The sequence below is a fragment of the Hyphomicrobium sp. DY-1 genome, from assembly GCF_047497105.1.
Classification (GTDB): domain Bacteria; phylum Pseudomonadota; class Alphaproteobacteria; order Rhizobiales; family Hyphomicrobiaceae; genus Hyphomicrobium_B.
Genome location: NZ_CP134870.1, coordinates 4,053,452 through 4,077,148 on the forward strand (window position 1 = coordinate 4,053,452; position 23,697 = coordinate 4,077,148).

General features: G+C 56.4%; 24 protein-coding genes and 1 pseudogene. 20 read left to right on the plus strand and 5 right to left on the minus strand.

Going from position 1 to position 23,697, the window contains the following annotated elements; translation table 11 throughout:
* The first annotated feature begins 99 nt into the window (after window positions 1-99).
* The 7 genes from RLW41_RS19690 (at window position 100) to RLW41_RS19720 (ending at window position 5,559) form a co-directional block, all read left to right on the plus strand.
* Window positions 100-441 (plus strand): ArsR/SmtB family transcription factor, encoded by a 342-nt coding sequence (locus RLW41_RS19690; RefSeq protein ID WP_414462593.1) that lies wholly within the window; start codon window positions 100-102, stop codon window positions 439-441.
* Window positions 438-896 (plus strand): SRPBCC family protein, encoded by a 459-nt coding sequence (locus RLW41_RS19695; RefSeq protein WP_414462594.1) that lies wholly within the window; start codon window positions 438-440, stop codon window positions 894-896. Before RLW41_RS19690 ends, RLW41_RS19695 begins: the two co-directional genes overlap by 4 nt.
* A 29-nt stretch (window positions 897-925) precedes the next feature.
* Window positions 926-1,159: a hypothetical protein gene (locus RLW41_RS19700; RefSeq protein ID WP_414462595.1), complete on the plus strand. Its 234-nt coding sequence runs from the start codon at window positions 926-928 to the stop codon at window positions 1,157-1,159.
* Window positions 1,159-2,670, plus strand: a complete 1,512-nt coding sequence (locus tag RLW41_RS19705) for a sodium:solute symporter family protein (protein WP_414462596.1) — start codon at window positions 1,159-1,161, stop codon at window positions 2,668-2,670. The genes RLW41_RS19700 and RLW41_RS19705 overlap by 1 nt, the downstream gene beginning before the upstream one ends.
* Before the next feature lie 17 nt (window positions 2,671-2,687).
* Complete coding sequence (locus RLW41_RS19710; RefSeq protein WP_414462597.1) at window positions 2,688-3,341, plus strand: pyridoxamine 5'-phosphate oxidase family protein; 654 nt, start codon at window positions 2,688-2,690, stop codon at window positions 3,339-3,341.
* Between the two features lie 487 nt (window positions 3,342-3,828).
* Window positions 3,829-4,494, plus strand: a complete 666-nt coding sequence (gene rclC, locus RLW41_RS19715) for a reactive chlorine resistance membrane protein RclC (protein ID WP_280949178.1) — start codon at window positions 3,829-3,831, stop codon at window positions 4,492-4,494.
* Between the two features lie 147 nt (window positions 4,495-4,641).
* The gene (locus RLW41_RS19720; RefSeq protein ID WP_414464621.1) at window positions 4,642-5,559 is read left to right on the plus strand and encodes an MBL fold metallo-hydrolase; all 918 of its coding nucleotides are present in this window, start codon (window positions 4,642-4,644) and stop codon (window positions 5,557-5,559) included.
* 29 nt (window positions 5,560-5,588) lie between these two features.
* Here RLW41_RS19720 and RLW41_RS19725 read toward each other — a convergent pair whose 3' ends face one another.
* Entirely contained in the window at window positions 5,589-6,467 is an 879-nt protein-coding gene (locus tag RLW41_RS19725) for a LysR substrate-binding domain-containing protein (RefSeq protein ID WP_024275786.1), read from the minus strand.
* A gap of 96 nt (window positions 6,468-6,563) precedes the next feature.
* Between RLW41_RS19725 and RLW41_RS19730 the strand changes: the two genes are divergently transcribed.
* From RLW41_RS19730 to RLW41_RS19755, 6 genes are all read left to right on the plus strand, one after another.
* A complete protein-coding gene (locus tag RLW41_RS19730; RefSeq protein ID WP_414462598.1) occupies window positions 6,564-7,598 on the plus strand; it encodes a zinc-binding alcohol dehydrogenase family protein in 1,035 nt (344 codons plus the stop codon).
* A gap of 201 nt (window positions 7,599-7,799) precedes the next feature.
* A complete protein-coding gene (locus tag RLW41_RS19735; protein ID WP_024275788.1) occupies window positions 7,800-8,159 on the plus strand; it encodes a cupin domain-containing protein in 360 nt (119 codons plus the stop codon).
* 53 nt (window positions 8,160-8,212) lie between these two features.
* The gene (locus tag RLW41_RS19740; protein WP_024275789.1) at window positions 8,213-8,641 is read left to right on the plus strand and encodes a heme-binding protein; all 429 of its coding nucleotides are present in this window, start codon (window positions 8,213-8,215) and stop codon (window positions 8,639-8,641) included.
* A gap of 15 nt (window positions 8,642-8,656) precedes the next feature.
* The gene (locus RLW41_RS19745; protein ID WP_024275790.1) at window positions 8,657-9,850 is read left to right on the plus strand and encodes an L-dopachrome tautomerase-related protein; all 1,194 of its coding nucleotides are present in this window, start codon (window positions 8,657-8,659) and stop codon (window positions 9,848-9,850) included.
* A gap of 20 nt (window positions 9,851-9,870) precedes the next feature.
* On the plus strand, window positions 9,871-10,998 hold the full coding sequence (locus RLW41_RS19750) for an L-dopachrome tautomerase-related protein (protein ID WP_024275791.1): 1,128 nt from the start codon (window positions 9,871-9,873) through the stop codon (window positions 10,996-10,998).
* Window positions 10,922-11,521 (plus strand): helix-turn-helix domain-containing protein, encoded by a 600-nt coding sequence (locus RLW41_RS19755; RefSeq protein WP_081740971.1) that lies wholly within the window; start codon window positions 10,922-10,924, stop codon window positions 11,519-11,521. Before RLW41_RS19750 ends, RLW41_RS19755 begins: the two co-directional genes overlap by 77 nt.
* A gap of 229 nt (window positions 11,522-11,750) precedes the next feature.
* On the opposite strand, the gene RLW41_RS19760 is transcribed toward RLW41_RS19755, so the two are convergent.
* Window positions 11,751-12,374, minus strand: a complete 624-nt coding sequence (locus RLW41_RS19760) for an FMN-binding negative transcriptional regulator (RefSeq protein ID WP_024275792.1) — start codon at window positions 12,372-12,374, stop codon at window positions 11,751-11,753.
* 89 nt (window positions 12,375-12,463) lie between these two features.
* Here RLW41_RS19760 and RLW41_RS19765 point away from each other — a divergent pair.
* The 7 genes and pseudogenes from RLW41_RS19765 to RLW41_RS19795 all read left to right on the plus strand — a co-directional run.
* Window positions 12,464-12,673: pseudogene (locus tag RLW41_RS19765) on the plus strand (GntR family transcriptional regulator); the annotation flags it as partial.
* 144 nt (window positions 12,674-12,817) lie between these two features.
* Window positions 12,818-13,918, plus strand: coding sequence for a PLP-dependent aminotransferase family protein (locus tag RLW41_RS19770; RefSeq protein WP_414464622.1), 1,101 nt, complete (start codon window positions 12,818-12,820; stop codon window positions 13,916-13,918).
* Between the two features lie 1,508 nt (window positions 13,919-15,426).
* Complete coding sequence (locus RLW41_RS19775; RefSeq protein WP_245261495.1) at window positions 15,427-16,746, plus strand: TolC family protein; 1,320 nt, start codon at window positions 15,427-15,429, stop codon at window positions 16,744-16,746.
* A 15-nt stretch (window positions 16,747-16,761) separates the two neighbouring features.
* Entirely contained in the window at window positions 16,762-18,147 is a 1,386-nt protein-coding gene (locus RLW41_RS19780) for a multicopper oxidase family protein (RefSeq protein WP_024275800.1), read from the plus strand.
* 28 nt (window positions 18,148-18,175) lie between these two features.
* Window positions 18,176-18,676, plus strand: a complete 501-nt coding sequence (locus RLW41_RS19785; RefSeq protein WP_024275801.1) for a plastocyanin/azurin family copper-binding protein — start codon at window positions 18,176-18,178, stop codon at window positions 18,674-18,676.
* Between the two features lie 52 nt (window positions 18,677-18,728).
* Window positions 18,729-19,040 (plus strand): copper-binding protein, encoded by a 312-nt coding sequence (locus tag RLW41_RS19790; protein WP_348623349.1) that lies wholly within the window; start codon window positions 18,729-18,731, stop codon window positions 19,038-19,040.
* Between the two features lie 637 nt (window positions 19,041-19,677).
* Window positions 19,678-20,346, plus strand: coding sequence for a helix-turn-helix transcriptional regulator (locus tag RLW41_RS19795; protein WP_029670954.1), 669 nt, complete (start codon window positions 19,678-19,680; stop codon window positions 20,344-20,346).
* An 18-nt stretch (window positions 20,347-20,364) separates the two neighbouring features.
* Here the strand turns inward: RLW41_RS19795 and RLW41_RS19800 are convergent, their stop codons facing one another.
* From RLW41_RS19800 to RLW41_RS19810, 3 genes are read right to left on the minus strand one after another with little or no spacing between them, the layout of a single operon-like run.
* A complete protein-coding gene (locus RLW41_RS19800) occupies window positions 20,365-21,258 on the minus strand; it encodes a plasmid partitioning protein RepB C-terminal domain-containing protein (protein WP_024275804.1) in 894 nt (297 codons plus the stop codon).
* Complete coding sequence (locus RLW41_RS19805) at window positions 21,255-22,148, minus strand: ParB/RepB/Spo0J family partition protein (RefSeq protein WP_024275805.1); 894 nt, start codon at window positions 22,146-22,148, stop codon at window positions 21,255-21,257. The genes RLW41_RS19800 and RLW41_RS19805 overlap by 4 nt, the downstream gene beginning before the upstream one ends.
* Entirely contained in the window at window positions 22,145-23,671 is a 1,527-nt protein-coding gene (locus RLW41_RS19810) for a recombinase family protein (RefSeq protein WP_280949179.1), read from the minus strand. Before RLW41_RS19810 ends, RLW41_RS19805 begins: the two co-directional genes overlap by 4 nt.
* Window positions 23,672-23,697: the final 26 nt, after the last annotated feature.

Consider the following 23,697-nt stretch of genomic DNA (forward strand, 5'->3'; position numbering starts at 1 on the left):
CTAGTGAACGAGTTTGCCCCGTCGCGGACATCTCCGGGCGTTCTCTGTCGTGCCGAATCTGAGCCTTGACGTCGCGGGCCATTCGTATAGCTTAACGATATGGTTGAACGAAGCGAAGCTGTGCTCGATCGCGTATTTCACGCTCTCGCGGACCCGTCTCGGCGGGCGATACTCGCCCGTCTCGCGACCGGCGAGCGCACCGTCAGCGAACTGGCTAAGCCGCTACCGATGTCGCTGGCGGCAGTGTCGAAACACATCAAGGTGCTGGAGGAATCGGGTCTGGTGCGCCGGTCCGTAGAGTGGCGCACCCATACGTGCAGTCTCAATGCGGAGCCTCTGGCCGCCGCGCAGACATGGCTTAAATTCTACGAGCAGTTTTGGGGAGAGCGTCTTGATGCGCTCCAGCAGCTGTTTCGCGAAAAGAAAAAGAAGAAGAAATGATTCCAACTGCTGCTCTGACATTCAAGCGCCACATCCCTGGGCCGCCCGACGAGGTCTTCGATGCATGGACGCAGCCCGACGTGATGCGCCAATGGCTGGCTCCCGGCGACAATGAGGTCATCGAAGTCACCACCGACGTCTGCGTCGGCGGACGCTTCCGCATCCGATCTATCGCGCCTGACGGCACCCTACACACAATCGATGGAAGCTATCGCGAGCTTGCGCCTGGGCGCCGCATCGTCATGACGTGGAGCTATTCAGGCTCGGTCGAACTGTTGTGTGAGATGGAGACACTGCTCGAGGTCGACCTTAGCGCAACAAACGGCGGCGAGACCGCGATGACCCTCACGCAGACCCGCATCGCGACGCCGGAGGCAGCCGAAGCCTACGGTGACGGCTGGCCGACTTGCTTCGCCAAGCTCGATCGAGCGGTGGCAGCCGCGAAACGTCAATAACAAAAGCAACAAGCGCAGGGAGGTGTTCAATGGCAGCTGCCGGAAATATCGATCGCGCACAGCTACGTTGGGTGACGGCATGGTTCGTCGTCGACGCGATCGTGGCGCTGGCGCCCCCGCTTTACTGGGCTTTCGATGGCAGTAGCACTCCGATTTACGGAGTTCCCGCTTCGGTCCTCTACTTTGTGGCCGTATCAGCCTGTATCGCGGCGAGCATCGTGGCCGCCTACGTCGCAGAAGCCCGCAGTGGAGAGATCAGCTGATGCTCATCACTTTCGGATGCATTGCTGCATTCTTCGCAGTTATCGTCGCCATCCTCCAGCTCAGCGGCATCCGCGACCGCAGCTTCACCGAATATGCCGTCGGCGGGCGCTCGTTCGGAGCCAACTACCAAGCGATGTCGTTCCTCAACACTTGGTACCCCGGCGCCATGTTTACTGCTTTCGGCGGCATGGCCGCAAGCGCCGGAGTTATCTCCTTTTACGTGCTGTCCTACAGCTTGCTCACCGTTGTGCTCATGTATTTGATGGCTCGGCCCGTGTGGGTCTGGGGCAAGGCGTTCGACCTGCGAACCCAGCCGGACCTGCTTGCTCTTCGCTTCAACTCGCGCCACATCAAGACCATCGCAGCCGTCATTGGAATTGTTTCGGGCATTCCATGGCTGGTACTCGGCATGCAGGCGCTCGGTACGTTGTTCCAGCACATGTCGCTTGGCGCACTCTCGTTCTCGGAGGCGGTGATCGTCGGCGTCGCGATCATCGCGCTGCGCCAGTTCTGGACTGTGCGCATGGGTATGCGCGGGGTGGTGATCTCCGATATGGCGCAGGGCGTCCTCGCCTACATCATCGGCAGTGCGGTCCTGATCGGGCTGATCGTCTGGATGGTCGTGGCCCAAGGCATCAGCTTTGGCTCGCTCGATCAGCGCATGTTCAACATCCCAAGCGTCGGCTCTAAGGAAGGCCCGCTCTACGTGTTCAGCCTCATTCTGACTGGCGCTATCGGCGGCTGGTGCTGGCCGTACATCTTCGTCCGGCTGTTCACTGCCGATGGCGTCAACAGCTTGAAGAAATCAGCCGCCCTCGCCGTGCCGCTGTCATTGATCTTCGGCGTGTCGCTGCTGGTGTTCGGCATGTTGGGCTCGCAGGTCGCCGGTGTCGCCGCGCAGCCCAATGACGTGTGGTTTATCGTCAGCCAGGCTGCTGGCGGCCTTTGGCTCCTTGGCCTCGCTGGTGTCATCGTGCTTGCCGCCTCTATGGGGCACACCGACGGCAACATTCAGGCGACGGGGGCGCAGATTGCCAACGACCTCGTTGGAAATTATTGGGACCTCGACCAGCGCCAGCTGATCGTCATCGCCAAGCTCGGCATGCTGGGGCTGACGATCCTGTCGTCCTGGCTGGCATGCCTTGAGTTGCCGGCCCTGTTTCAGCTGGCCGTGCTTGCCTATCAGGGCATCATCCAGCTCGCCGTACCGCAATTCCTCGGCATCTTCTGGCAACGCGGAAACAAGCACGGGGCCATAGCTGGTATGGTCGCTGGCTTTGCGGTGGCGGTGACACTCGAGCTTGCCCATCCGGGTTACCTCCCGTGGGCGTACGGACTGACGTCGGGCGCGGTCGGACTGCTCGTGAACCTCGCGCTTTACGTCGTGGCAGCCTATTTTATCCCGCAAACGGAGGAGGAGCGACGCCGCGTCGAGGAGCTGTTTGCACTCGTCAAGGAAAGGCGCGCCGCAGGGTTTCGGCTGGTGAGTGCCGCGCCCCCAACCGCCTAAGCTGGAGAGGAGGAACGATGGAAAACGAGGAGATATATTCCGACTGGCATCGGAAAATCCAAGATCGTTACGATCAGCGCGCTCTCGCCGACCGCACGGCGGAGTTGATTGTCCATCCGACCTTTACCGAGCAGGAAATTGCCTTCATCACCGCGCGCGACTTTTTCTTCCTCTCCACCGTAGACGCAACGGGCCATCCCACGGTGTCTTACAAGGGCGGCGCGCCTGGCTTCGTGCAGATCGAGAACAACGAGCTGGTGTTTCCCTGCTATGATGGCAACGGCATGTTCCTGTCCGCTGGCAACATAACGGCAGACCCCAAAGTCGGTCTGTTGTTCATGGACTTCGAGCGGCCGCACCGTTTGCGGGTTCAAGGGACGGCGCGGCTCGACGAAAGCTCATCGTGCGAAGCCTATTCGGGCGCCATCTTTCTCATTCGCGTGGCCCCGCTGCAGATCTTCGTCAACTGCCCACGCTACGTACACAAGTACAAGCGCGTCGAAACATCAAGATATGTGCCAAAGGAGGATGGGACCGCAGCGCTCGCCGAATGGAAACGGCTGCCTGCGGTTCAAGATGTCCTTTCACCGGAAGACCGTGAGGCTGCGAAGAAATTGGGCCTCATGTCTTACGAGGAGTACGAGGCGAAGGTCGTCGCAGGCGACGGCTGAGCCGCCTCCGAGTCGCTCGGAAAGCTCCGACGCCTTAGTGGCCGACTACGAAAGCTCTGCCGGACATGATCGCTTCTGGCCCTCAGCGCCGATATCCTTGTCAGCTTTCGGCTTAAATCGACTGTTTATCGTTGGAAAATACGATCCCGCGCTCCGTCCCAATTACAGACATCGGCTTGGTATGCGGAGCTACCGTCGGCTTCCACTGGCAGACGTCGGCATTTGGGTTAGGAGCCGACGTCACAAACGATCCAGGTATCTTCGACCCTAAGCGGCAATCACGCAAACGTAGCACCTTATAGCTCGAGGCAGCGCTCGGCCAAGAAAGCGTACGCGTCTGCCAAGGATCTGAAGATTGGAAGCCCGCAAGTCGAGTGCATTTCTCATCCAAAAGCTCGCCACTCGATGAATTCTGTCGCCTAGAAACACTCGCGGACGTCGGCTCTTCAAGAATTGGATGCGGAATTGAAAGACACGTATCTTCGCGATGAGCGAAACAGAGATGGTCTGTCTCGTTCACTCGGAGCTTTCGGCGATGTACACTTTTTTCTGGTCTATCTTGGAGTTCATCGCATCCCCCCTCTCTTATCGTATGGGGATCGCAGCTACAAAAATCGCAATAGCAATCGTGTTTATTTGGATCGGCGCGCTGAAATTTGTGCCGTACGAAGCCGATAGCATTACGCCGTTCGTCGCGAACAGCCCCCTGATGTCGTTCTTTTATGAGCATCCTGCAGACTACAAAATTCACCTCACACACGAGGGTGAATTGAAGCCAGAGCAACGTGCATGGCAGACATCAAATAACACGTACGGCTTTTCCAAGGGGCTAGGCACCGTAGAACTTGTTATCGGCTTCCTGACATTGGCCGGACTATTCTCGATGCGTCTGGGCCTTGTCGGTACAGCACTCGCTTTCGCCACACCATTCGTAACGCTGTCGTTCTTGCTTACCACGCCTGAGGCTTGGGTGCCGGCGCTCGGGGATACTGAGCATGGATTTCCATTTTTGTCCGGCGCAGGCCGTCTTGTCTTGAAAGACACGGTCATTCTTGCCGGTGCCTGGTTGGTGCTTGTCGATACGGCGCGGCGATTGCTTGGCGAAATGAATACCTCCGCCGCGCGAACAAGCACGAAATTGTCAGCCCTATAACATTTTTATTTGGCTGGCTGGCAAGCCAACCCGGACTGCCTTACGGGTGGCATCCATGGCCACGTCGATCGCAAATATCCCTGTGAACGGAGACCTTCGGTGACAACCTCGACAATCACGAGCGCGATAACACGGCGCGGCTTCTGTATGTGCTGTGCGGCCAGTGTCCTTGCCAAAGGTTGGCTGTCGCCAAGAGAGGCCTTTGCAGCTTCTCGCAGTCTCGTCGACCTCATTAGAGATTCGGCCGCGAAGACTCCGATCTCGACATACAAACTCCGCGGGAACGTTGCTGTCTTTGAAGGATCTGGAGGAAATATCGCGTTTTTGCATGGGCAAGATGGAAAGGTATTCATCGACGCCGGCATTACCGCTTCCCGTCTGCGCATCCTCGACGCGGCGAACGCTCTCAGCAGTGAGCCCATCCGCTATTTGATAAATACGCATTGGCACTTCGATCATGCCGATGGCAACGCTTGGCTGAACGCTGAGGGTGCCGCAATTGTTGCGCATGAAAATACGCACAAGCGTCTTCTCTCGGCGCAACGTGTCGAAGACTGGAACTTCAATTTCCCAGAGTCGCCTTTGGCGGCCATTCCGACGGAGGTCTTTTCGTCGGAGAAATCCCTGAAGCTGAATGGCGAGACATTGGCGCTCAAGCACTATGGGCCGGCACATACGGATAGCGATATCTCGGTCATGTTTTCCAACGCCGACATTCTTCACTGTGGTGACACGTATTGGAACGGGATCTATCCGTTCATTGATTACTCAACTGGTGGCAACATTCAGGGAATGATCAAAGCGGCTGATGCAAACCTCGCCGCCACAACGGACAAAACCATTATCGTTCCGGGGCACGGCCACCCCGTCAGCAATCGGACTGAGCTTCAGGCCTATCGCGATATGCTGCTAGCCATCCATGAAATTGTCGCCAAGCTTAAACAGAGCGGTAAGTCGCTCGACGAAACAATAGCGGCGAAGCCGACTGCTGCATTCGACGCCAAGTGGGGACAGTTCGTCATAGATCCGGACTTCTTCACGCAGCTTGTGTACGAGGGAGCGTAGGCTTGGCTTTGGAGCAATCGACCGAACGACTACACGACCACCGTCGCCGGCGCCTTCATGCCGTCGATCAGAAACTGAATGAGTGGTTGGGCAAGATCTCTGCGCGCGTTGTCTTGCCCAAGAACGACGATTTCCGTCTTCGGCAAAGGAGGCCAATGGTCGGGAACGCGCAGAATCTTCATATTGGATTTGATGAAGGACTGACCGAGAAGCGATATGCCCAGCCCGCCTTCAACCGCGGCCTGCACGCCCATCAAGCTGCTGACGGTGCAAGCTATCGTCCATTCTTGGCGGGCGGCATCGAGGGTCGAGAACATCAAATCGCGATACATGCACGGCTCTCGCAACAAGACGAGCGGAACCGGGCGATCGAGATTGAATTGAAAATCATCGGCGGCAAACCAGACCATAGGCTCCCGCCAAATAATGCGCCCTCTGTCATCAAACTGTTTGGTTCCGATAACGAGATCAAGTGAATCGTTATCGAATGCTTCCATGAGCTCGTGAGTGAGGCTTGTGTTGATGTTGAGATGCACATCGGGATAGAGCCGCTGAAAACGCAGTAGTAAGCGAGAGAGTTGATGAGGGACGAAATCCTCACAGATACCAACGCGAAGCGTTCCGCTGGATATTGGCGCCCGCAGCGAGCGAATAATATCATCATTGAGTTCGAGCAATCGTCGTGCCCCTACCAGAAGCTGAGCACCGGTTGCGGTGAGCGACAAAATACGGCTGTTCCTATCAATCACAGGCAACCCGACGAGATCCTCAAGTCTTTTGATCTTTTGGCTCACTGCAGATTGCGTACGCCCCAGCGTGTCCGCAGCGGCGGTAAAGCTGCCGCCGTCCGCGACTGCAACAAGCGCGCGAAGGAGATCGATTTCGAGATCAGGCGTGGCGGATGTCATTAGCAGCCTTACTGACCCTATTAGAAATATGCGTTTCACATGCACTGCTGCAGCGTCGATATACGCCGCATCGAAACGAATTTATTGGAAATTCCGATGAAGGCAATTGGCTACAGGGTTGCGGGTCCGATTACGGCTAAGGATGCGCTGATCGATATCGAACTTCCGGATCCAACACCCCGTCCACGAGATATTGTGGTGGCGGTGAAGGCCGTGTCGGTTAATCCAGCAGATGTCAAATTGCGCGCGGCTGTGTCGCCACCTGACTTTGATGGCAAACATCCGAGCGACCAAGCAAGAATCCTTGGCTTCGATGCTGCGGGAATTGTGAAAGCCGTCGGCTCGGATGTCTCCATGTTCAAGCCAGGAGACGAGGTATTTTATGCGGGCACGATCGATCGCCCTGGCACCAATAGCGAACTTCACCTCGTCGATGAGCGCATCGTCGGCAGAAAACCAAAGACGTTGAATTTTGCCGAAGCTGCAGCCCTGCCGCTGACCTCGATTACGGCGTGGGAACTTTTGTTCGATAGGCTAGGCGTCGCATTTGGAAATACGAACCAGAAGGGTTCGCTGCTCATTATCAACGGAGCGGGCGGAGTGGGGTCCATCCTGACCCAAATCGCTCGTAAGCTGACCGGGTTGACAGTTATCGCCACGGCCTCCCGGCCGGAAACAATTGCTTGGTGCAAGACGATGGGTGCGCACCATGTCGTCGACCACCACAAACCGCTTATGGAGCAAATAGCGACGCTTGGGATTTCTGGTGTCGAGTACGTTGCGGGTCTGACAGCGACGGACAAGCATCTTCCGGAGATTGAACGCGTTCTGCTGCCGCAGGGCAAGCTTGCGCTCATCGATGATCCTGCTGTGCTCGATATCGTGAAGTTCAAGCGAAAGAGCATCTCCGTCCATTGGGAGCTGATGTTTACGCGTCCACTCTATCAGACGGCTGACATGGTCGCGCAGCACAAGCTGCTCGATAACGTTGCGGACCTCGTCGACACCGGCGTTTTAAAGACGACGCTTTCTGAAATTGCTGGTCCGATAAACGCCGATACTTTGAAGCGCGTCCATCAGATCGTCGAGAGCGGGAAAGCGTTCGGCAAGATGGTTCTGGAGGGTTTCTGAGCCGTGTGTGCGCATGTCAAAAAGCCAAAAATCAGAAGATGGTCTTGTTCACGTCGGTCAGCGGTGTTGCCTTTTGCCTTCAGCCTTTCATCACAATGGCCTGTATATGCGGATGAGATGGTGCCAGCGCGATCGCTGATTAGCGCCGTATCGAATGCGCCGGGTCGAGGGGTTCAACCGAGTATCACTAGCCATAGCGCTATGATGCCAATCCCCTATCAGCTGGACGATCAGCCCGTCGAGCAGATCTCGCCTCTCATCCAACGGCAAGTGATCCATGGAACACAGTCCACGTTCGTGAAATGGATTGTAAAAAAGGGCGGCACGGTTCCGCTTCATCACCACGCCAACGAGCAGATCACTTGGATTCTCAAGGGGCGTTGCGATGTCTATTCGCAGGGAAAGAAGTTCACTTTAACAGCCGGGACGCTTCTCGTTATTCCTCCGAACATCCCTCACGAGTTTGTCTGCCCCGAAGATACCGTCGACATGGATTTCTTTTCACCGCAACGGCAGGATTGGATCGACGGTGCGCCCTCTGTCGCCGCCACCGGAAAGTGAAGTGCCGCCGTTGGCACGCATCGATACTTCAGCTTGGAGCAGAAATTATGCGCATGTCGCTTTCGAAAGCCAAACGACAGCTCACATATGAGGGCGCCGCCGCGGCGGTAATGGCTGCTGTCGCCAAATCAAAGGAAATAGGCGCCCCCGAATGCATCGCAGTCGTCGACCCGGGCGGCAATCTTCTAGCATTCGCACGCGTCGATGGTGCAGCGACGCTAGCGCGAGACCCAGCCATTTCAAAAGCTGTCACAAGCGCGTCGCTGGGAATTCCGACAGGACAAATCCCATTTGAGTTTGGTGCAAATCTAAGCTTTGCAAGCCATGGCGATATCGTCAACCTCGGGGGCGGTCTTCCGATCATATTCCAGGATGAGATTATCGGTGCAATCGGCGTCGGTTCTGGGACAACCGAACAAGATATAGCTGTCGCAACGGCCGGACGCGACGCTGTCCTTCACGCACTGGCATCTGAAACCTGACGGGCGAGACAGAGCATGAGAACTCTACAAGCAACAACGATTGCAATTTTCTTTTCCTGTGCGACCCTAGGCGCAAGCATAGCCGGCGAGAAGCAGACAATAGAAAGCACAGACGCTTCCGCGTCACTTCCGAGCGACCGGACCATCGGCACGATCGAACCCGTTTTTGAATTCCGCGAAGCCATGCCAACCGGTGTTACTGTGTCGGCGAAAGGCCGCATGTTCATCAATTTTCCCAGATGGGGTGACAATGTTCCCTTCACGGTTGGCGAAATTCGCAACGACAAAGTCGTTGCATTTCCCGACTTGGCTACGAACACCTTCGATCCCAGTCGCGCCGCCCAAACATTGAGCAGCGTGCAAAGTGTCGTTATCGGTCCCGATGACAAGCTCTGGATTCTTGATACCGCCGCTCCAAAATTCTCCAAGCCCCTGATCGGTGCTGCGAAGCTGATGGCCGTCGATCTTGAGACGAACAAGGTTGTGAAGACGATCGCGCTATCCTCCTCCTCGGTTCTGCCAACAACGTACATCAACGACGTGCGCTTCGATCTCCGCAAGGGCAAGGCGGGATTCGCATATATCACAGACTCTTCCGTCAGCGGTCCAGGCGGCATTATCGTCGTCGATCTGGACAGTGGAGAAAGCTGGCGAACACTTACAGGCGATAAATCCACGTCTCCCGATCCAAATTTTATTCCGGTTGTTGAGGGAGAACGCCTAGCGGTGCGTGCGAAAGGTAGCAAGCCTTCGCCATTTGCAGTTGCCTCCGACGGAATCGCGTTGTCAGCGGATGGCGAAACTCTGTTCTTCTGTCCCCTTTCCAGTCGCCATCTCTTTTCTGTCCCGACGCGACTGCTCCGAGATCGGTCTGTTAACGACGGGGACGTCGCGAAAGCAGTGAAAGATCTCGGCGAAAAAGGTGCTTCCGACGGTCTTGAGGCGGATGACCAAGGTCACGTTTACGCAGGCGACTACGAGCGCAACAGTATTCGGCAAAGACAGATCGATGGCGAATGGATCACGATCGCCCACGATCCTCGCATCCTGTGGCCGGACACACTTTCGGTGGCGCACGATGGCTATCTCTACTTCGCTGCCAACCAGCTTCATCGTCAGCCTCAATTTCATGAAGGACAGGACCAGCGGCAAAAGCCTTACACGCTATTCCGCATCAAAATTGGTGCCGGTCCCGTGTTGCTGAAGTGAGCATCCATAGAGACCGCGTCATGAAGAGAACTTCAATCGCCGGAAGACGACGTGGCGTTGCGGCATCCACGCTGGGGCCGGTATTGTTGTTTTTTCTGTCTTGCGGGGCGTCGGCGGCCAACGCACAACAGATGCGCGATCTCACCGTTGAATTTCAATCGCCATCGCTAATTATCAATGGCATCACGACGACTCCGTCCGGGAGGAAATTTGTCGTTATTCAGCCCCTAACGGCGAAGCAGCCGCAGGTAGCGGAAATCACTACAGGCGAGCCGATTGCCTATCCGAATGCTGCCTGGAATGGCAGGAAGCCAAGCGAGGACGGTAGTATCCGTTTTGTAGGCGTAAATTCGTTGCGTGTTGGCCCCGATGGCATGTTGTGGGTTGTCGACCGGGGGGCGCCGGGGATTGGAAAAGCCCTCGTTCCAGGAGGTCCAAAACTCATTCGCATCGATCTGGCGAACAACAAGGTGACGCGTATCTATGACCTTTCGACTGTCGCCCAAGGCAAGAGCTTCGTCGATGACGTAAGGTTTAATGGCAAGCATGCTTATCTGACCGACGCAGGCCGCCCGGCAATTATCGTTCTAGACCTCGAAACCGGCAACGCGCGCCGCATTCTGGAAAACCATCCTTCAACGGTGGCGCATCGCCCCCTAACGGCTGAAGGCAAGCAACTCCGCGACTCCGAAGGCAAACCGATCATCATCCATGCCGATCAGCTTGAAGTCTCTGCCGATGGCAAATGGCTTTTCTATCAACCCTGCACAGGGCCTATGTCGAGGATCGAAACGCGCTATCTGGACGATCCGACGTTGACGCCAGACGCGTTGGACAGGAATGTTCAAAGTTTTGCCGATACCCCTTCGACGGGAGGCACGGCAATCGATGCGAACGGCACAATCTATTCAAGCGATACCAATCGCTCGCGCATTTTGAAAATAGCGGAAGACGGCAGCATCTCGACGCTTATCGCGGACCCGCGGCTCGCCTGGGTAGACGCAATGTGGATCGATGACAGCGGGAAGCTTTGGATGCCGGCTGCGCAACTTAATCGCGTCGCCGGGCTAAATGACAGCGTCGACGCGGTATATTGGCCGGTCACGGTTTATTCCATCGAGATTGGAGAAAAACCTGTCAGACGCTGACGTTTGCCCAGGACTTTCCACGAAGCCTGAGCAGACCCTGCTCGCGGTGACGAACTCGTACTCGGTCGGCATTCCGTCGAATGTTCCGCCCAATGCGGAATCTCAGGTTCGTCTGGTAACCTCGTCGCCCCTGCAGAAATGGCGATTAAAGCGAGTACTACTTTACATCGACGAAAAACTCTCGGAGCCGCTCCGTCTTTCTGATTTAGCTGCTGTTGCGGGGATGAGCCGGATGTACTTCGCGCGAAAATTCCGAGCGGCCACCGGCAAAAGTCCCCACGCGTATGTTCAATTCCGCCGTATAGAGTGCGCTCAATTTTTGCTCCTAACCACTGATCAGTCGATTTGCGCGATATCTCTAGAGGCAGGCTTCCACTCCCATGCGCATTTTTCGACGTTCTTTCGAAAGGCAACCGGCGAGACGCCCACTCAATGGCGTCAACGACAAATGAGCGAGAATGTGCCCAACTGGAACGCAAATAAAGAGCCTGCACATAGAAATAGAAAATCGCCGGCCATTTAGAGACGCATGCAGCGGGCTGCGTGACAACACTGACGAGCGGTCCGACTGTTTTTGGCCGTTTGCGTCGGAAGGCTATGTCCGCTCATTGGCTGTATGCGGTCATAAGGTCCCTTGATTCAGCAACCTAGACCGCAGTCGACGTCAACGTCAGCAAACTCGGCAAAGCATGCTGCTGCGCCGTCTCGGACGTCGCTTGCTGCAAAAGTCGGCCACAATGATATTTGGTTGGTCAGCGCGGCAGAAGCGCTGCGACGGCTGCCTCTTGAGCATTACCACTGCGCGAAAGCCCCTCAATGACGCCCGCTCGATCTGCTGCGCTGTAGTTCTGGCTCAGCTTGCGTTTACCTTCGAGCTTGGTGATCGGCATCCGAACCCCAACGATGCCCCTCAATTGGGCCTTGATGTAATCAGCAGGCGCATCGGACACGGCCCATGGCTCGGCACGCGTCTGTTCGTGCAGGTTCGTAAGCCGGGTGATAACATCGAGCAGGCTATCGGCGTCCTCGAAGAACTCGACCAGACCATAGGCGTGTACGGCCACGTAATCCCATGTCGGCACGACCTTGCCGGTTTGCTGCTTGGTCGCATACCAGGACGGCGTGATGTAGGCATCCGGCCCCATGAAGATCGCCATAGCTTCGCCTGAAGGTGCGACCTTCCACTGGGGATTGGCGCGCGCCAAATGGGCGTAGAGCGTTCCCTTCTCGCCCTCGCTCGTGTCGAGGAACATTGGCAGCGGCGTGCCTGTTAGGCCGCCCTCAGCCGCTGTGACAAGCGTAGCAAGGCCAGACTCGCGGATGGTCTGATGAATGCGAGTCAGGTCATCGTCCCGGAATGCAGGCGGGATATACATGAGAACTTTCCAGATGTTGACTGATCTTGTTATGACCGGAAATAACCTGCAGACTGGCCCGCGAGAAGAGCCAGTTATGAGAAAAACATATGGGCCAGTCGCGTAGCCATAGAACGACGAGTACCCGAACGGTCTACGAGACCCTGAAGGCACAAATCGAGGAAGGTCTTTACGGCCTCGGCGCGCGGTTGCCTTCGACACGAATGCTGGCGCTGGAACTTGGCGCATCCCGGACGACCATCAGTGCGGCCTACGAACAACTGGCTGCAGAAGGCTATATCGACACCTCGCAAGGTCGACACGCACGTGTGTCGACAAGACCTGCGCCAAAGCCCTCTTCATCCAGCCGTAGATCCGGGCGGTCGAAGCCACGACGGCTGTCTCGTCTCGCCGGACTGATAACCTCGTTTCAAGGATCTCCTTCTCCTGTCGAGGCGGGGCGATTGGCGGTTGATTTCCGCTACGGCGACGTTGCTGCATCCGATTTCCCACTTTCCGTCTGGCGGCGCGCGCTCAAGGTCGCGTCACAGCAGCGGCGGGGAAGCCTGCGCTACGGCGCTCCACAGGGAATAATCGAGCTACGTTCCGCGTTGCAAGCCTATCTCTGGCGGGGGCGAGGTCTCCGCTGCGAGGCAGAGCAGATCGTTGTGGTCAACGGTTCACAGCAGGGCCTCGACCTTTGTGCGAGACTCCTTCTCGATCCAGGCGACCGCTTCATCATCGAGGATCCATGTTATGTTTCCGCTCGGCAGATCTTTCAAGCCGTTGGCGCCGTTCCGGTCGAGGTTCCGGTAGATCACGAGGGGATGCAGACCACCGGCTTGAACGAAATCAAGCAGGCGCGGCTTTGTTATGTGACGCCTTCACATCAATTTCCGCTGGGCGGAGTACTTACCGCGCCGCGCCGGCAGCAACTGCTGGCCTGGGCAGAACGCGCGGGCGCCTATATCGTGGAAGACGACTATGATGGCGAGTTTCGCTACGATATCCGTCCCGTTCCGCCGCTGCAGGCGCTCGATCACCGCGCGAATGTCATCTACCTGGGCACGGTCTCTAAGACCCTGTCTCCGCTGCTTCGGCTTGGATATCTGGTGGTGCCGGGCGAGCTCGTGGCCGCTTTTTCGGCAGCGAAGCGCCTTGCCGACCGCCACGCACCGGCACTCGAGCAGCGGGCGTTGGCAGAACTAATCAACACGGGAGCTTATGAACGCCATATCAGACGAGCACGACGACGCAACGCTGATCGTCGCGCGACGCTACTCGCAGCGTTCTCCGACGGTTTTGGTGATGCGGTGACGATCGAAGGTTCAGATGCGGGATTGCACGTGGTCGTATGGGTCAATGGCCTGTCTCAGAACCAGGAAGCGCGTTTCGCCGAGACGGCGCGAGAAGCAGGCGTGGGCATCTATCCGATTTCCCCTCTATACTCAGAAGCGAAACGACGTAGGCAGCGTGGAATTGCGGGTTTCGTCGTCGGTTACGCGGCCCTCGATGAGCGAGCGATCCGACGGGGCATAATGCTTCTAGCCAAGGCATTTTCTTAATCGGCGATGACTTTATTGTCTGCTTGTGGCCCTGAGTGGAAGAACCGGCAGGTCTGCTTAGCAGTGAACTGCGGATCTGCCTCATCCGCCGTAATCCACTCTCGCCAAATTTCAGCCAATGTCCGCTTTCTCGGCACTGCTGACTCCACCGGTCAGGTGTCACGGCGAACCCTGATGTCTGCAACGGGCCAAAAGCGGTTTTGACCGGGAAGACATTTGAGTTCTGCGTGCGTCGAGCAGAATTCGCGTCGAAGGTTTGTGCAAAACGGGTGATGCCCATGATTGCTCTTGGGGCCCTATGACCGCTCATGACGACATCGAAGTGCGAGTCGGCGCGGTGACGCCATGGGTAAGGGATCATCAGTATGCCGTGGATTTGAGCATTCGAACCGTCGCGAGGGTTTCTAAATCATCGCCGACGGCGAATGCGGCCGTCGCGAGCGCAGTTGCATTCAAAGCTCGTGGTGCTGCGGCCACATTCCGGGAGCCCACGGCCACATGAATTGCGATTAACTTGCACCGCCAGGGAATATTTCTTAGGTTCAGAATCGAACTGGTAATAAGTTGGAAGCATGCGCGCTTTACTTAAAATGCTGGCGGTGATCGCACTAACCGTTGTCGGTTGGTCGTCCGTTGCTAGCGCGCATGGCGGTGTGTCTCATGTCGGGCAGCGTTCGTCGCCAAGTTCCGCCGCTAGGTCCTTGCACCAAGCGACGCAAACAAAGTTAGCTGCTGAAACAGTGATCGAAGCTTCGAATGTCGGGGCTCCGATTTCCGATTGCAATGGTCCGTGCTGCTGCCAGGGGATGTCGCACTGCAGCTCCTCGTGTGGCACGCCATCCGCCCTCAACAGCGCGTCAGTCGCTGCGCATGATTTAACTGACGCTGGAGCGAAGGTCCGAGCATTTCTCGGCGGGATCGCGAGTCTTGACCGTATATTCGGTCTCGAAAGGCCCCCCAGAGTCTAATTGCGCCTTTTTGCGCGCGGCCTAGCAAAGGCCGGTCGTGGCGGCATGATTTAGCGCTACGCGAATTTTTCAGCGAAAAACACAATCGGTCTGACGCGTCATCGTCGAACCTATCGGTTCGTCGTCAGACCTCTCTTCCGCGAGGTACCGATGCTCGTGCGCGTCTTCGTCGCCACGTCTGTTGTCTTAACAATGTCCGCTTGGGGTGAACCACCGCCGCCATGGCCAGTAAGCGGGCCAATGCCGGACCGCCCCGCACGCGTTCCGTCCGCCCATTACAGCAATGTGGGGGCGGGAACCAAGGTCTATGTGCCGGTCGAACCGATGCCATGGGGAGACGCGAACAAGCGCGTCGCCCCTCAGCAATCGAAGCCTAGTCAAAAGGGAAACTAGCCGCGCCGGAATGCGCGATGAGGGGATGGAATGATTTGGGGGAATGATTGGCACACGCGCACGTGTAGACGCACCTGCACTCGTGTCTTGGCCGGGATCTCAGGGCTGCTGCTCGCGGGATGCGCGCATTTTTCGAAGGATGGCGGGATGACACTCGTCGCAGACCAAACTGGCAGCGTGCTCGGCACGCCGGCGGTAAAAATCAGAAATGAAGCGGAAGCCGCCGCTGCGCAGGCGCGGGTCAAATCGCTTTTGTCGGCGCCGTTATCGGCCAAAGCGGCCGTAGAGGTGGCTTTGCTCAATAACCGCACGCTGCAGGCGGCTTACAACGACCTCGGCGTCTCAGAGGCGGAGATGATTGAAGCTAGTGTTCCTCCGGCACCGTCGTTTTCATTCGTACACTTGACCGGCGCAGAGCTGGAGATCGAGCGGCAGGTCACACAAAATATCCTCGCGCTGTTGACGTTACCGCGTAGACGACAGATCGCCGAAGATAGGTTCAAAGTTGCACAGTTGAAGGCGGTTGAGGCGACGCTTCAAACTGCTGCCGAGGCACGCCGCGCTTATTACCGTGCGGTGGCAGCCGCGCAGACAGTAAGGTTCCTAGAGCAATCACGCGCATCTGCCGATGCCAGCTCTGAACTCGCAAAGAAACTCGGCGAGACCGGCGCGATGCCGAAACTCGAACAGGCTCGCGAACATGCCTTTTACGCTGAGGTTAGTGGCCAGCTAGCCGTCGCGCGGCTGAGACAGCGTAGCGAGCGTGAGAAACTCAATAGAGTACTTGGTCTTTGGGGCAGCACACTTGCGTATCGGCTTCCTCAGAAGCTCCCGGCGTTGCCTGCCAGACCGCGCACAGCTCCGGAGATTGAGACTGAGGCGGTGGCGTCGCGTATTGATCTGCAAATTGCGCGCATGAATCTGGTGGCGCTCGCAAAGGATTACGGTCTCACGCGCGCAACGCGTTTCGTCGATGTTCTCGAGGCCAGCGGTGTCGACCGCAATGAAATCAAACCGGGCGAGCGGACGCCGCGAAGCGGTTACGAACTCAGCTTCCAGATCCCGATTTACGATTTTGGCGAGGTAAAGGTCAAACGCGCGGAAGAGACCTATCTCCATGCAGTGAACATGCTGGTTGCCAAGGCAGTCAACGTGCGCGCGGATGCCAGGCAGGCCTATCAGGCATATCGCGGATCTTATGATATCGCACGCTATTACGAGAAAACGATCCTGCCCCTCCGCGAGACAATCTCGGAGCAGACGCTGCTCAACTACAACGGCATGCTCTCGGACTTGTTCGGGCTTCTTACCGACGCCCGCGCACGGATTTCCGCGAATATGCAGGCGATCGATGCCAAACGCGATTTCTGGCTCGCCGACGTTGACCTCCATGTAGCGATGATCGGCGGAGGGGGGCTCGGTGCCAGTCCCGTCGAGGCGCAGCAAGTTTCATCTCAATCCGATTAACGAGGACATGCCGTCATGAGCGTCACGCGTCGTAATTTTCTCGCCACCTCCGGGCTCGCGCTAGCGAGCGTAACACAAGTGACCGGCCGCGTTGCCGCCGCGTCAATTCCGGAAGCGCCTATTCAGGCTTCGCCACTGATGCAACCGCCGCTCCATCCGTCGAGCGGTCCTGATTATCAGCCGGTGGTTACCCTCAATGGCTGGACGTTGCCCTGGCGGCAGAACGGAGATTGGAAGGAGTTCCATCTCGTCGCTGAGCCGGTGGTGCGAGAGTTTGCACCCGGCATGAAGGTCCACCTCTGGGGATATAACGGCCAAGCGCCAGGCCCCACGATCGAGGTGGTTGAGGGCGACAAGGTCCGCATCTTCGTCACCAACAAACTTCCCGAGCACACGACTGTCCACTGGCACGGCATGATCATTCCCAACGGCATGGACGGAGTCGGGGGGCTCACTCAGCCGCACATCCCGCCCGGAAAAACTTTCGTCTACGAGTTCCAGCTCAATGCCAGCGGCACCTTCATGTACCATCCGCACTCCGACGAGATGGTGCAAATGGCGATGGGAATGATGGGCATGTTCGTCGTCCATCCCAAAGACCGGGCGTACCGGCCGGTTGATCGTGATTTTGTCTTCATCATGAGCGCGTACCGCGTCGACGCCGGGGCCTACCTCCCAAAAGTCAACGAGATGCTCGACTTCAACATGTGGACGTGGAACAGCCGCGTCTTTCCCGGTATCGACGTGCTTCCCGTGCGCCTTGGCGACCGCGTTCGCGTGCGCATGGGCAATCTCACCATGACCAACCATCCCATCCATCTGCACGGCCATCACTTCGCGGTCACCTGCACCGATGGTGGATGGGTGCCGGAGAGCGCGCAATGGCCCGAGACCACGGTTGACGTGCCTGTTGGCGCGGTGCGCGCCTTTGACGTGGTTGCGGACAACCCCGGCGATTGGGCCTTCCACTGCCACAAGACGCACCACGCGATGAACGCGATGGGGCACGACGTTAACACCTACATTGGCGTCGATCTCAAAAGCATGAGTCCGAAGATCTCCAAGGCGGTGCCGGATGGCTTCATGCCAATGGGCCAAGCCGGCGGTGCCGATATGGCCGAGATGGAGATGCCGCTGCCTGACAACACCCTGCCTATGATGACGGGCTTCGGCCAATACGGCCCAATAGAAATGGGCGGCATGTTCACAGTCGTGAAGATCAGGGAAGGCCTGGACCGGAACGATTACAAGGACCCGGGCTGGTTCAAGCATCCTGAGGGCACAGTCGCCAGACCCTGGAACGGCAATCTCGCCGATGCTGAGGAGGCTGCGCCCGCCCGCGTCAAGCCCAACGACACGGAACTTCGCGTCATCAAGCCCAAGGGATCGATGAATCACTGATCAGAAAAATCGAGGAGACGTACCATTCATGCTTCTTAAGGCACAATTGTTCGCGGCGGTGATCGCTTTCAGCTGCGTGACGCAAATCGGCACGATGCCGCAACTCATATCTTATGCAGATGCGCATGAAGCAGCAGACGACGATGATTTCGCCGCTGGAGAAGCCGGCGACCCCAGCAAGCCCTTCCGCGTGCAAGAGATCACCATCTCCGAGAAGGACGGGGCGATGCTTTATGAGCCCGCCGAAGTCGACGTGAAGCTCGGAGAGCAAGTGAAGTTCGTCATTCACAATGGCGGTTCGCTGAAGCACGAGTTCCATCTGGCATCGGTGGAGCAGAACGCGAACCACCGCATTGAAATGCAGAAAAATCCCGAGATGGAGCACGACGATCCGAATGTACAGACCGTCCAGCCCGGAAAGGACGCTATTATGCTCTGGCGATTTTCGAAGCCGGGTGAATTCGAGTTCGCCTGTCTAATTCCCGGCCATTACGAAGCTGGGATGCACGGGAAGGCCGTCGTCAAATGACACCGACCGGATGGGGCGAACAACTCAACATCAACTGTGAACTGGAGTTTGTATGATGAAAAGATCGAAAGCGCTTCTTATCTCTAGTGTGGTCGCCTCTTTGATATCCGTTGCGGCGAGCGCGGAAGATGCCAAGTCCCTGCCGATCATCAACGGCGTGGTGAAAAAGATCGACTCAGCTGCCGGCAAGATGACGATCAAGCATCAGGCGATCACCAATCTCGATATGGGCGCCATGACGATGGTTTTTAAGGCGAATGATCCAGCGATGCTGAAAACGGTGAAGGCGGGCGACAAGATCAAGTTCAGCGCTGACAAGATCAACGGACAGATCACGGTCATGATGGTCGAGAAGGCCAAGTGACCGCGCGGATGGCCGGCATGACCCCCGCTGGCCATCCGCAATTCAGACAAAATCAAAATTGAGCTTTATGGAGGCACCCATGTTGTCTCTCTTCACAGGCGTCGTCGTATCGAGCACGCTGCTTGCAACCGCGCCTCAGACGGGAGTCGGTTGGATCACGAGGCCGCACCCGGAACGCTTTTTAGTCTTGGTTGACACACGAACCTACCGCCACTGCCATAACAAGCGCGGCAAATATGCCGTCTGCTTCAAGAAGGATCCGCGCGATCCGCCGCGACCCGTGTCGGAGCAAGCCGGACGGAGAGATCCCGATCAGTCGCAAAGTCATCAACACCACGAAGGTCATTTTTGTGTGCTGTTACCCCGAGCGGGCGGTTGCTCCGTATGGCCTACCATCAGCTTCGCGGCTTCTTGCAGGGGTGCTCTTTACCGAGAACTATTTCCTCTTTCTCTCAGAGGCAGATAACGGACCATGTCGCGGATGCCGTCGATAGATAGATGGCGCCTTGCACGGGCGTTCCTCTGGCGTTCTTCTGTGGAGGTTTTTCAATAGCGCGAAGCCATCGCATGCTGGAGCGCATAGAAGTTTGTGGTACTAACTGCTTAGTCCCATCCGATTCTGGCTACGCTCGATTCCATGAAAACACGAGATCCTAAGTCTGTCGATCTTCCGACCTATGCCGTACTGGTCAGCGCAGTAGGGGAAATCATGGACATACGAGCTCAGCATTGTGGGCCGAGGCCCCTCGACCCTAGGATAATCGGCCGGGCGTACACGCAGGAATGCGCGTCACGTTATCGTCCGGCGATCAAGGAGTTGCTCAACCGAGAGCGTCCGCTTCTGTCGGCCGTAATGCCGCCGCCGACTCTGGGCCTTGATGTTTGGTTTGCGGTTGTGGGCGTGCCTCTTTCCGATTCTAAAGAAAGCGGCGCGTTGTTCGTCCACACGGATATCTCGGCTTGGGTGACGAACTCTGGAGCGCAGAAAGCTCAACCAGAAAAGCTGAGCATGGATCTTGTGCAAAAAGCGATGGCAACAACGTTTGTGCGGCTTGATGCGGAGGAACCGAAGTCGCGCAGATCGAAGATTCATTATGACGGCATCGAAAGTCTGACCGCACGCCAGCGTGACGTCCTGAAGCTTATCGGAATGGGAAAAAGCAATGTTGAGATCGCGCAAGATCTGTCTTGTTCCCTCAACACTGTTAAGCGTCACGTTACAGCCGTGCTTCAGAAGCTCAAGCTCCCAAATCGTACGCGCGCGGCGATGCTCATCAATCAGACGGACTTCAAATCTGAAAATTGAAATCTGAAAATTGATGGCTCAGGCGGCTCCCTGACCGGAATCAATCAGTCGACGGAACTCAGCGTGTATTTCTTGGTAGTTGCGTTCTAGGTAGCGAGAAATTCGCGGGTTATCGGCAAGCTTTCTGAGATACCCGATCGTTAAAACCAAATCCAAGTGGTCGCCGCCGTATGTTTGCTCGACGATTTTGAATTCTTTGTCGAGGCTGGCGGATTCGCGGGCCATCAGGTCCATCTGTCGCTCAGTCAGGCCTTTTACCTTTTTTGGTTTGTCGGGCTCTACAAGGTGCTCTTTAGACGTGCTCGCAAGCAAAGAAGCGGCATATCCTTGGGAGAAGATGTTCATGGAAATCATCAACTCCGCCGCTTCGATTTGCCGAAGGGGGGTCATCTTCTTGAGCACGCCAAACGTGTGAATCGGCACGTGCTTATCTTTTAGCAGTTCCACCACTTCGGGGCATATTCCCTGAAGCATGTGAGTTTTGGCGTGCAACGTTGGCATCCGAATGTCTAACGCCTTTGCGATGGTCTTTTCCGGGACGCCTCGCTCGATTGCTCGCATGATCATCTTGTGTTCTTGGACGCTGGCGAGGCGGCTGATGTGCCTGTTGTACGTGAAGGCTTCGTCGTCAGTGGCGATCAAGCAAACCAGATGTTCATGACCTAGATCCCTGCAGGCCTCTAAACGGAGATGGCCGTCAAGCATGATGTACTTGCCCTTTTGGCCCGACCGGATGACGACAGGTGGTTCTATAATTCCAATCTCTTTGATTGATGAGCAGATTTGCCGGTATTTTATGCCCTTCTTGATCGCTGGCGTTATCTGATGAAGCGGCGCGATATCGTGAATTGATATGTGAAGTGTGGTGCGTTCGAAGCTGAGCTTAACGGGAGCGCGTGCTTTCTGGTTCATTGTGCCGACACTGCTCCTGTTTCGATGCGAGACGCCAAGTTTTTAGGAAGACTGTCTAGGCCTTCGGATTGCAGCAAAGCTTGAAACTGCTGATCGCGAAAAAGCGTGCGCAGCGCGTGCGCAGCAAAAATCAGCTTGTCTTTGGTCGCTGTTGCTTTTCGTATGAGCACTCTCTTTCGGTCGACGTCCTGTTGAAACGTCTTGACGAGAGCATGAGATGTCAGGGCCGTTTGACGCTTCGGGTATTTTGATGGGAAGCCCTTGCCGTACTGGCGGCGGCGATCGATGAGGCGCTTTACCGCCATCAGCTTTCGGCCGCGAAGAATTTTCTTTTCGTAAGCATGTGTGAGCGCTTTCTGCACGCCGACGTCGTCGGATTCCGCTATCTCGATCGCGACGCTAATCGGGATCTGTCCGGCTTCGACGGCTTGTAAAAGCCGTTCTTCCCCGCGATCGAAAAGCCTATTGATGTCGCTGACATAGTTCGAGTGCAAGCCAGTTTTGGTGGCAATCTCTCCCACCGAGTAGCCGCGGATCTTCATGCGTTGAATGTCTTTAAAAAGATCCAGGGCGCCACGGCGACGGCGAGCGCAATTTTCTACCAAGCTTCTAACCAAACAATCATGCTCGTCGGCTTCAATCACGACCGCGGGAATTTGCTTCTCGCCGAGGGCCAAATACGCCTCGTACCTTCCTTGGCCGCACACGAGATCGTATCTCACACCAACGGATTGGATACGTTTAGCTACGGTGATGGGCCGCTTGAGACCTACAACCGAAATGTTGCTCTTTATCTGATCGAACGAACGCGAGGAGCGTACGCGAGGATTTAGAACGTCGATTAGATCGACGGAGATTAATTCAATTTCCTGAGCCGCTTCTTCTGTCATGCTGCCAACTCCGCTACCTTGTTCCTGGCTGCGAGTTCGAAGAGAACAGATAAATCTTCTATACGATAAGCCTCGATCCAAATGCCGTTGCTTTCACCCAGCCGGAGCTTTTGTTCGAGGATGTCCATGCGCGGCAGAAGATAGTAATCGCGGGGGCGCTCGTTGGTGCTGTCCATACGCACGGCGATCGTTAGGTCGGGACGCGGATCGCGTTCCAATCTTATGATCCAACGCGGCGTTCCCGCTTGGGTCGCCCGGCACCGGCTAATAGAGATCGAAGCAAACACTTCTTCGTTTATGAGAAGCGTACCGGTATCTTGAAGAACGCGCGCCCGGCCGCCTCGGCTAACGATGCCCTCAACTATGTTTGAAATGATTTCTGGATGAAGGCGGCGAAAGGCCTGATTAATCGCGACATACCGCTCATCGCGGTCCGGAGCATATCCGATCAGCTTGTAAGCACGTCTTAGACCTCCGAAACGACGTGCGTAGCTTTGACTGGAGGGGGCGTTTTCGCACTCGTCAATGATTATTCCCGATAGTTGGCCGTTTGCGTCGAGGATTTGCTGCAAAATCTCGAGCATCTGGTCGTCCGAAAGTTTGGTGGCGCGCCTATCAATTATCTCTCTTGCAGCGATGAAATCTTCGGCAGCTATGACGGGCGCAAAGGCGCCCGTTGCACGTATCCACATGTCCGGAGAGTTGGTGACGTACTTTCTTTTGAGCTTGAAAGAGCGTCGGTTCCAAACGTTGTTGCCGACATATTTCTCGTTCGTGAGGAGTTGGTGGACCGTTCCGCGCGTCCAAGGCCTTCCGTAGTCGGTGAGGAACCCCCGGGCATTTAGAAGCTTTGCGATTTCCGACTCGGAGCGATGATCGCTAATGAAGCTCTTGTAAATCCAGCGCACGGTATCGACTTCTTCGAGCGGCCCGTGGACTAAAATGACGCGATCTGTCTGGATGCTTTTGTGTTCGCCCGGCGCTAGTTCGCCCTTAGCATTTCCCGCTTGGTCGATGAGTTTTCGACGGAGACCGTAGCCGGGTGGCCCGCCTTGTCGAAAGCCTAGCTCGATCAGCCTGCATTGTCCGGCGAACACTTTAGCGGACAATTCGCGACTGTATTCGCCGGCCATAGCCCGCTTAACGCCTTTGACAATTGTCGAGACGGGACTGCCATCATTTTCGAATTGTTCGGCGCAATACTCAACGCGAATGCCGGAGCGCTTGCAGATATACTCATAGTAGGCGCTCTCGTCAGCGTCTTGGAACCGACCCCAGCGGCTAATATCGTAGACAAGAATAGCTTCGAAATCAGCATTATTGGATTGCACATCATCGATGAGCCGCTTCAGGCCGTTCCTGCCATCGATGCGCAGGCCGCTCTTGCCTCGATCGGAATAGGTTTTAACAATCTCGTAGCCACGGCGCGTTGCATACTGCCGGATGGCTTCGGATTGGTTTTCCGTCGAATATTTTTGATGTTCGGTAGACATCCGAACATATTCGGCAGCACGAAATCCCACGGGCTGTTACCCGTTACTTGCTGGAT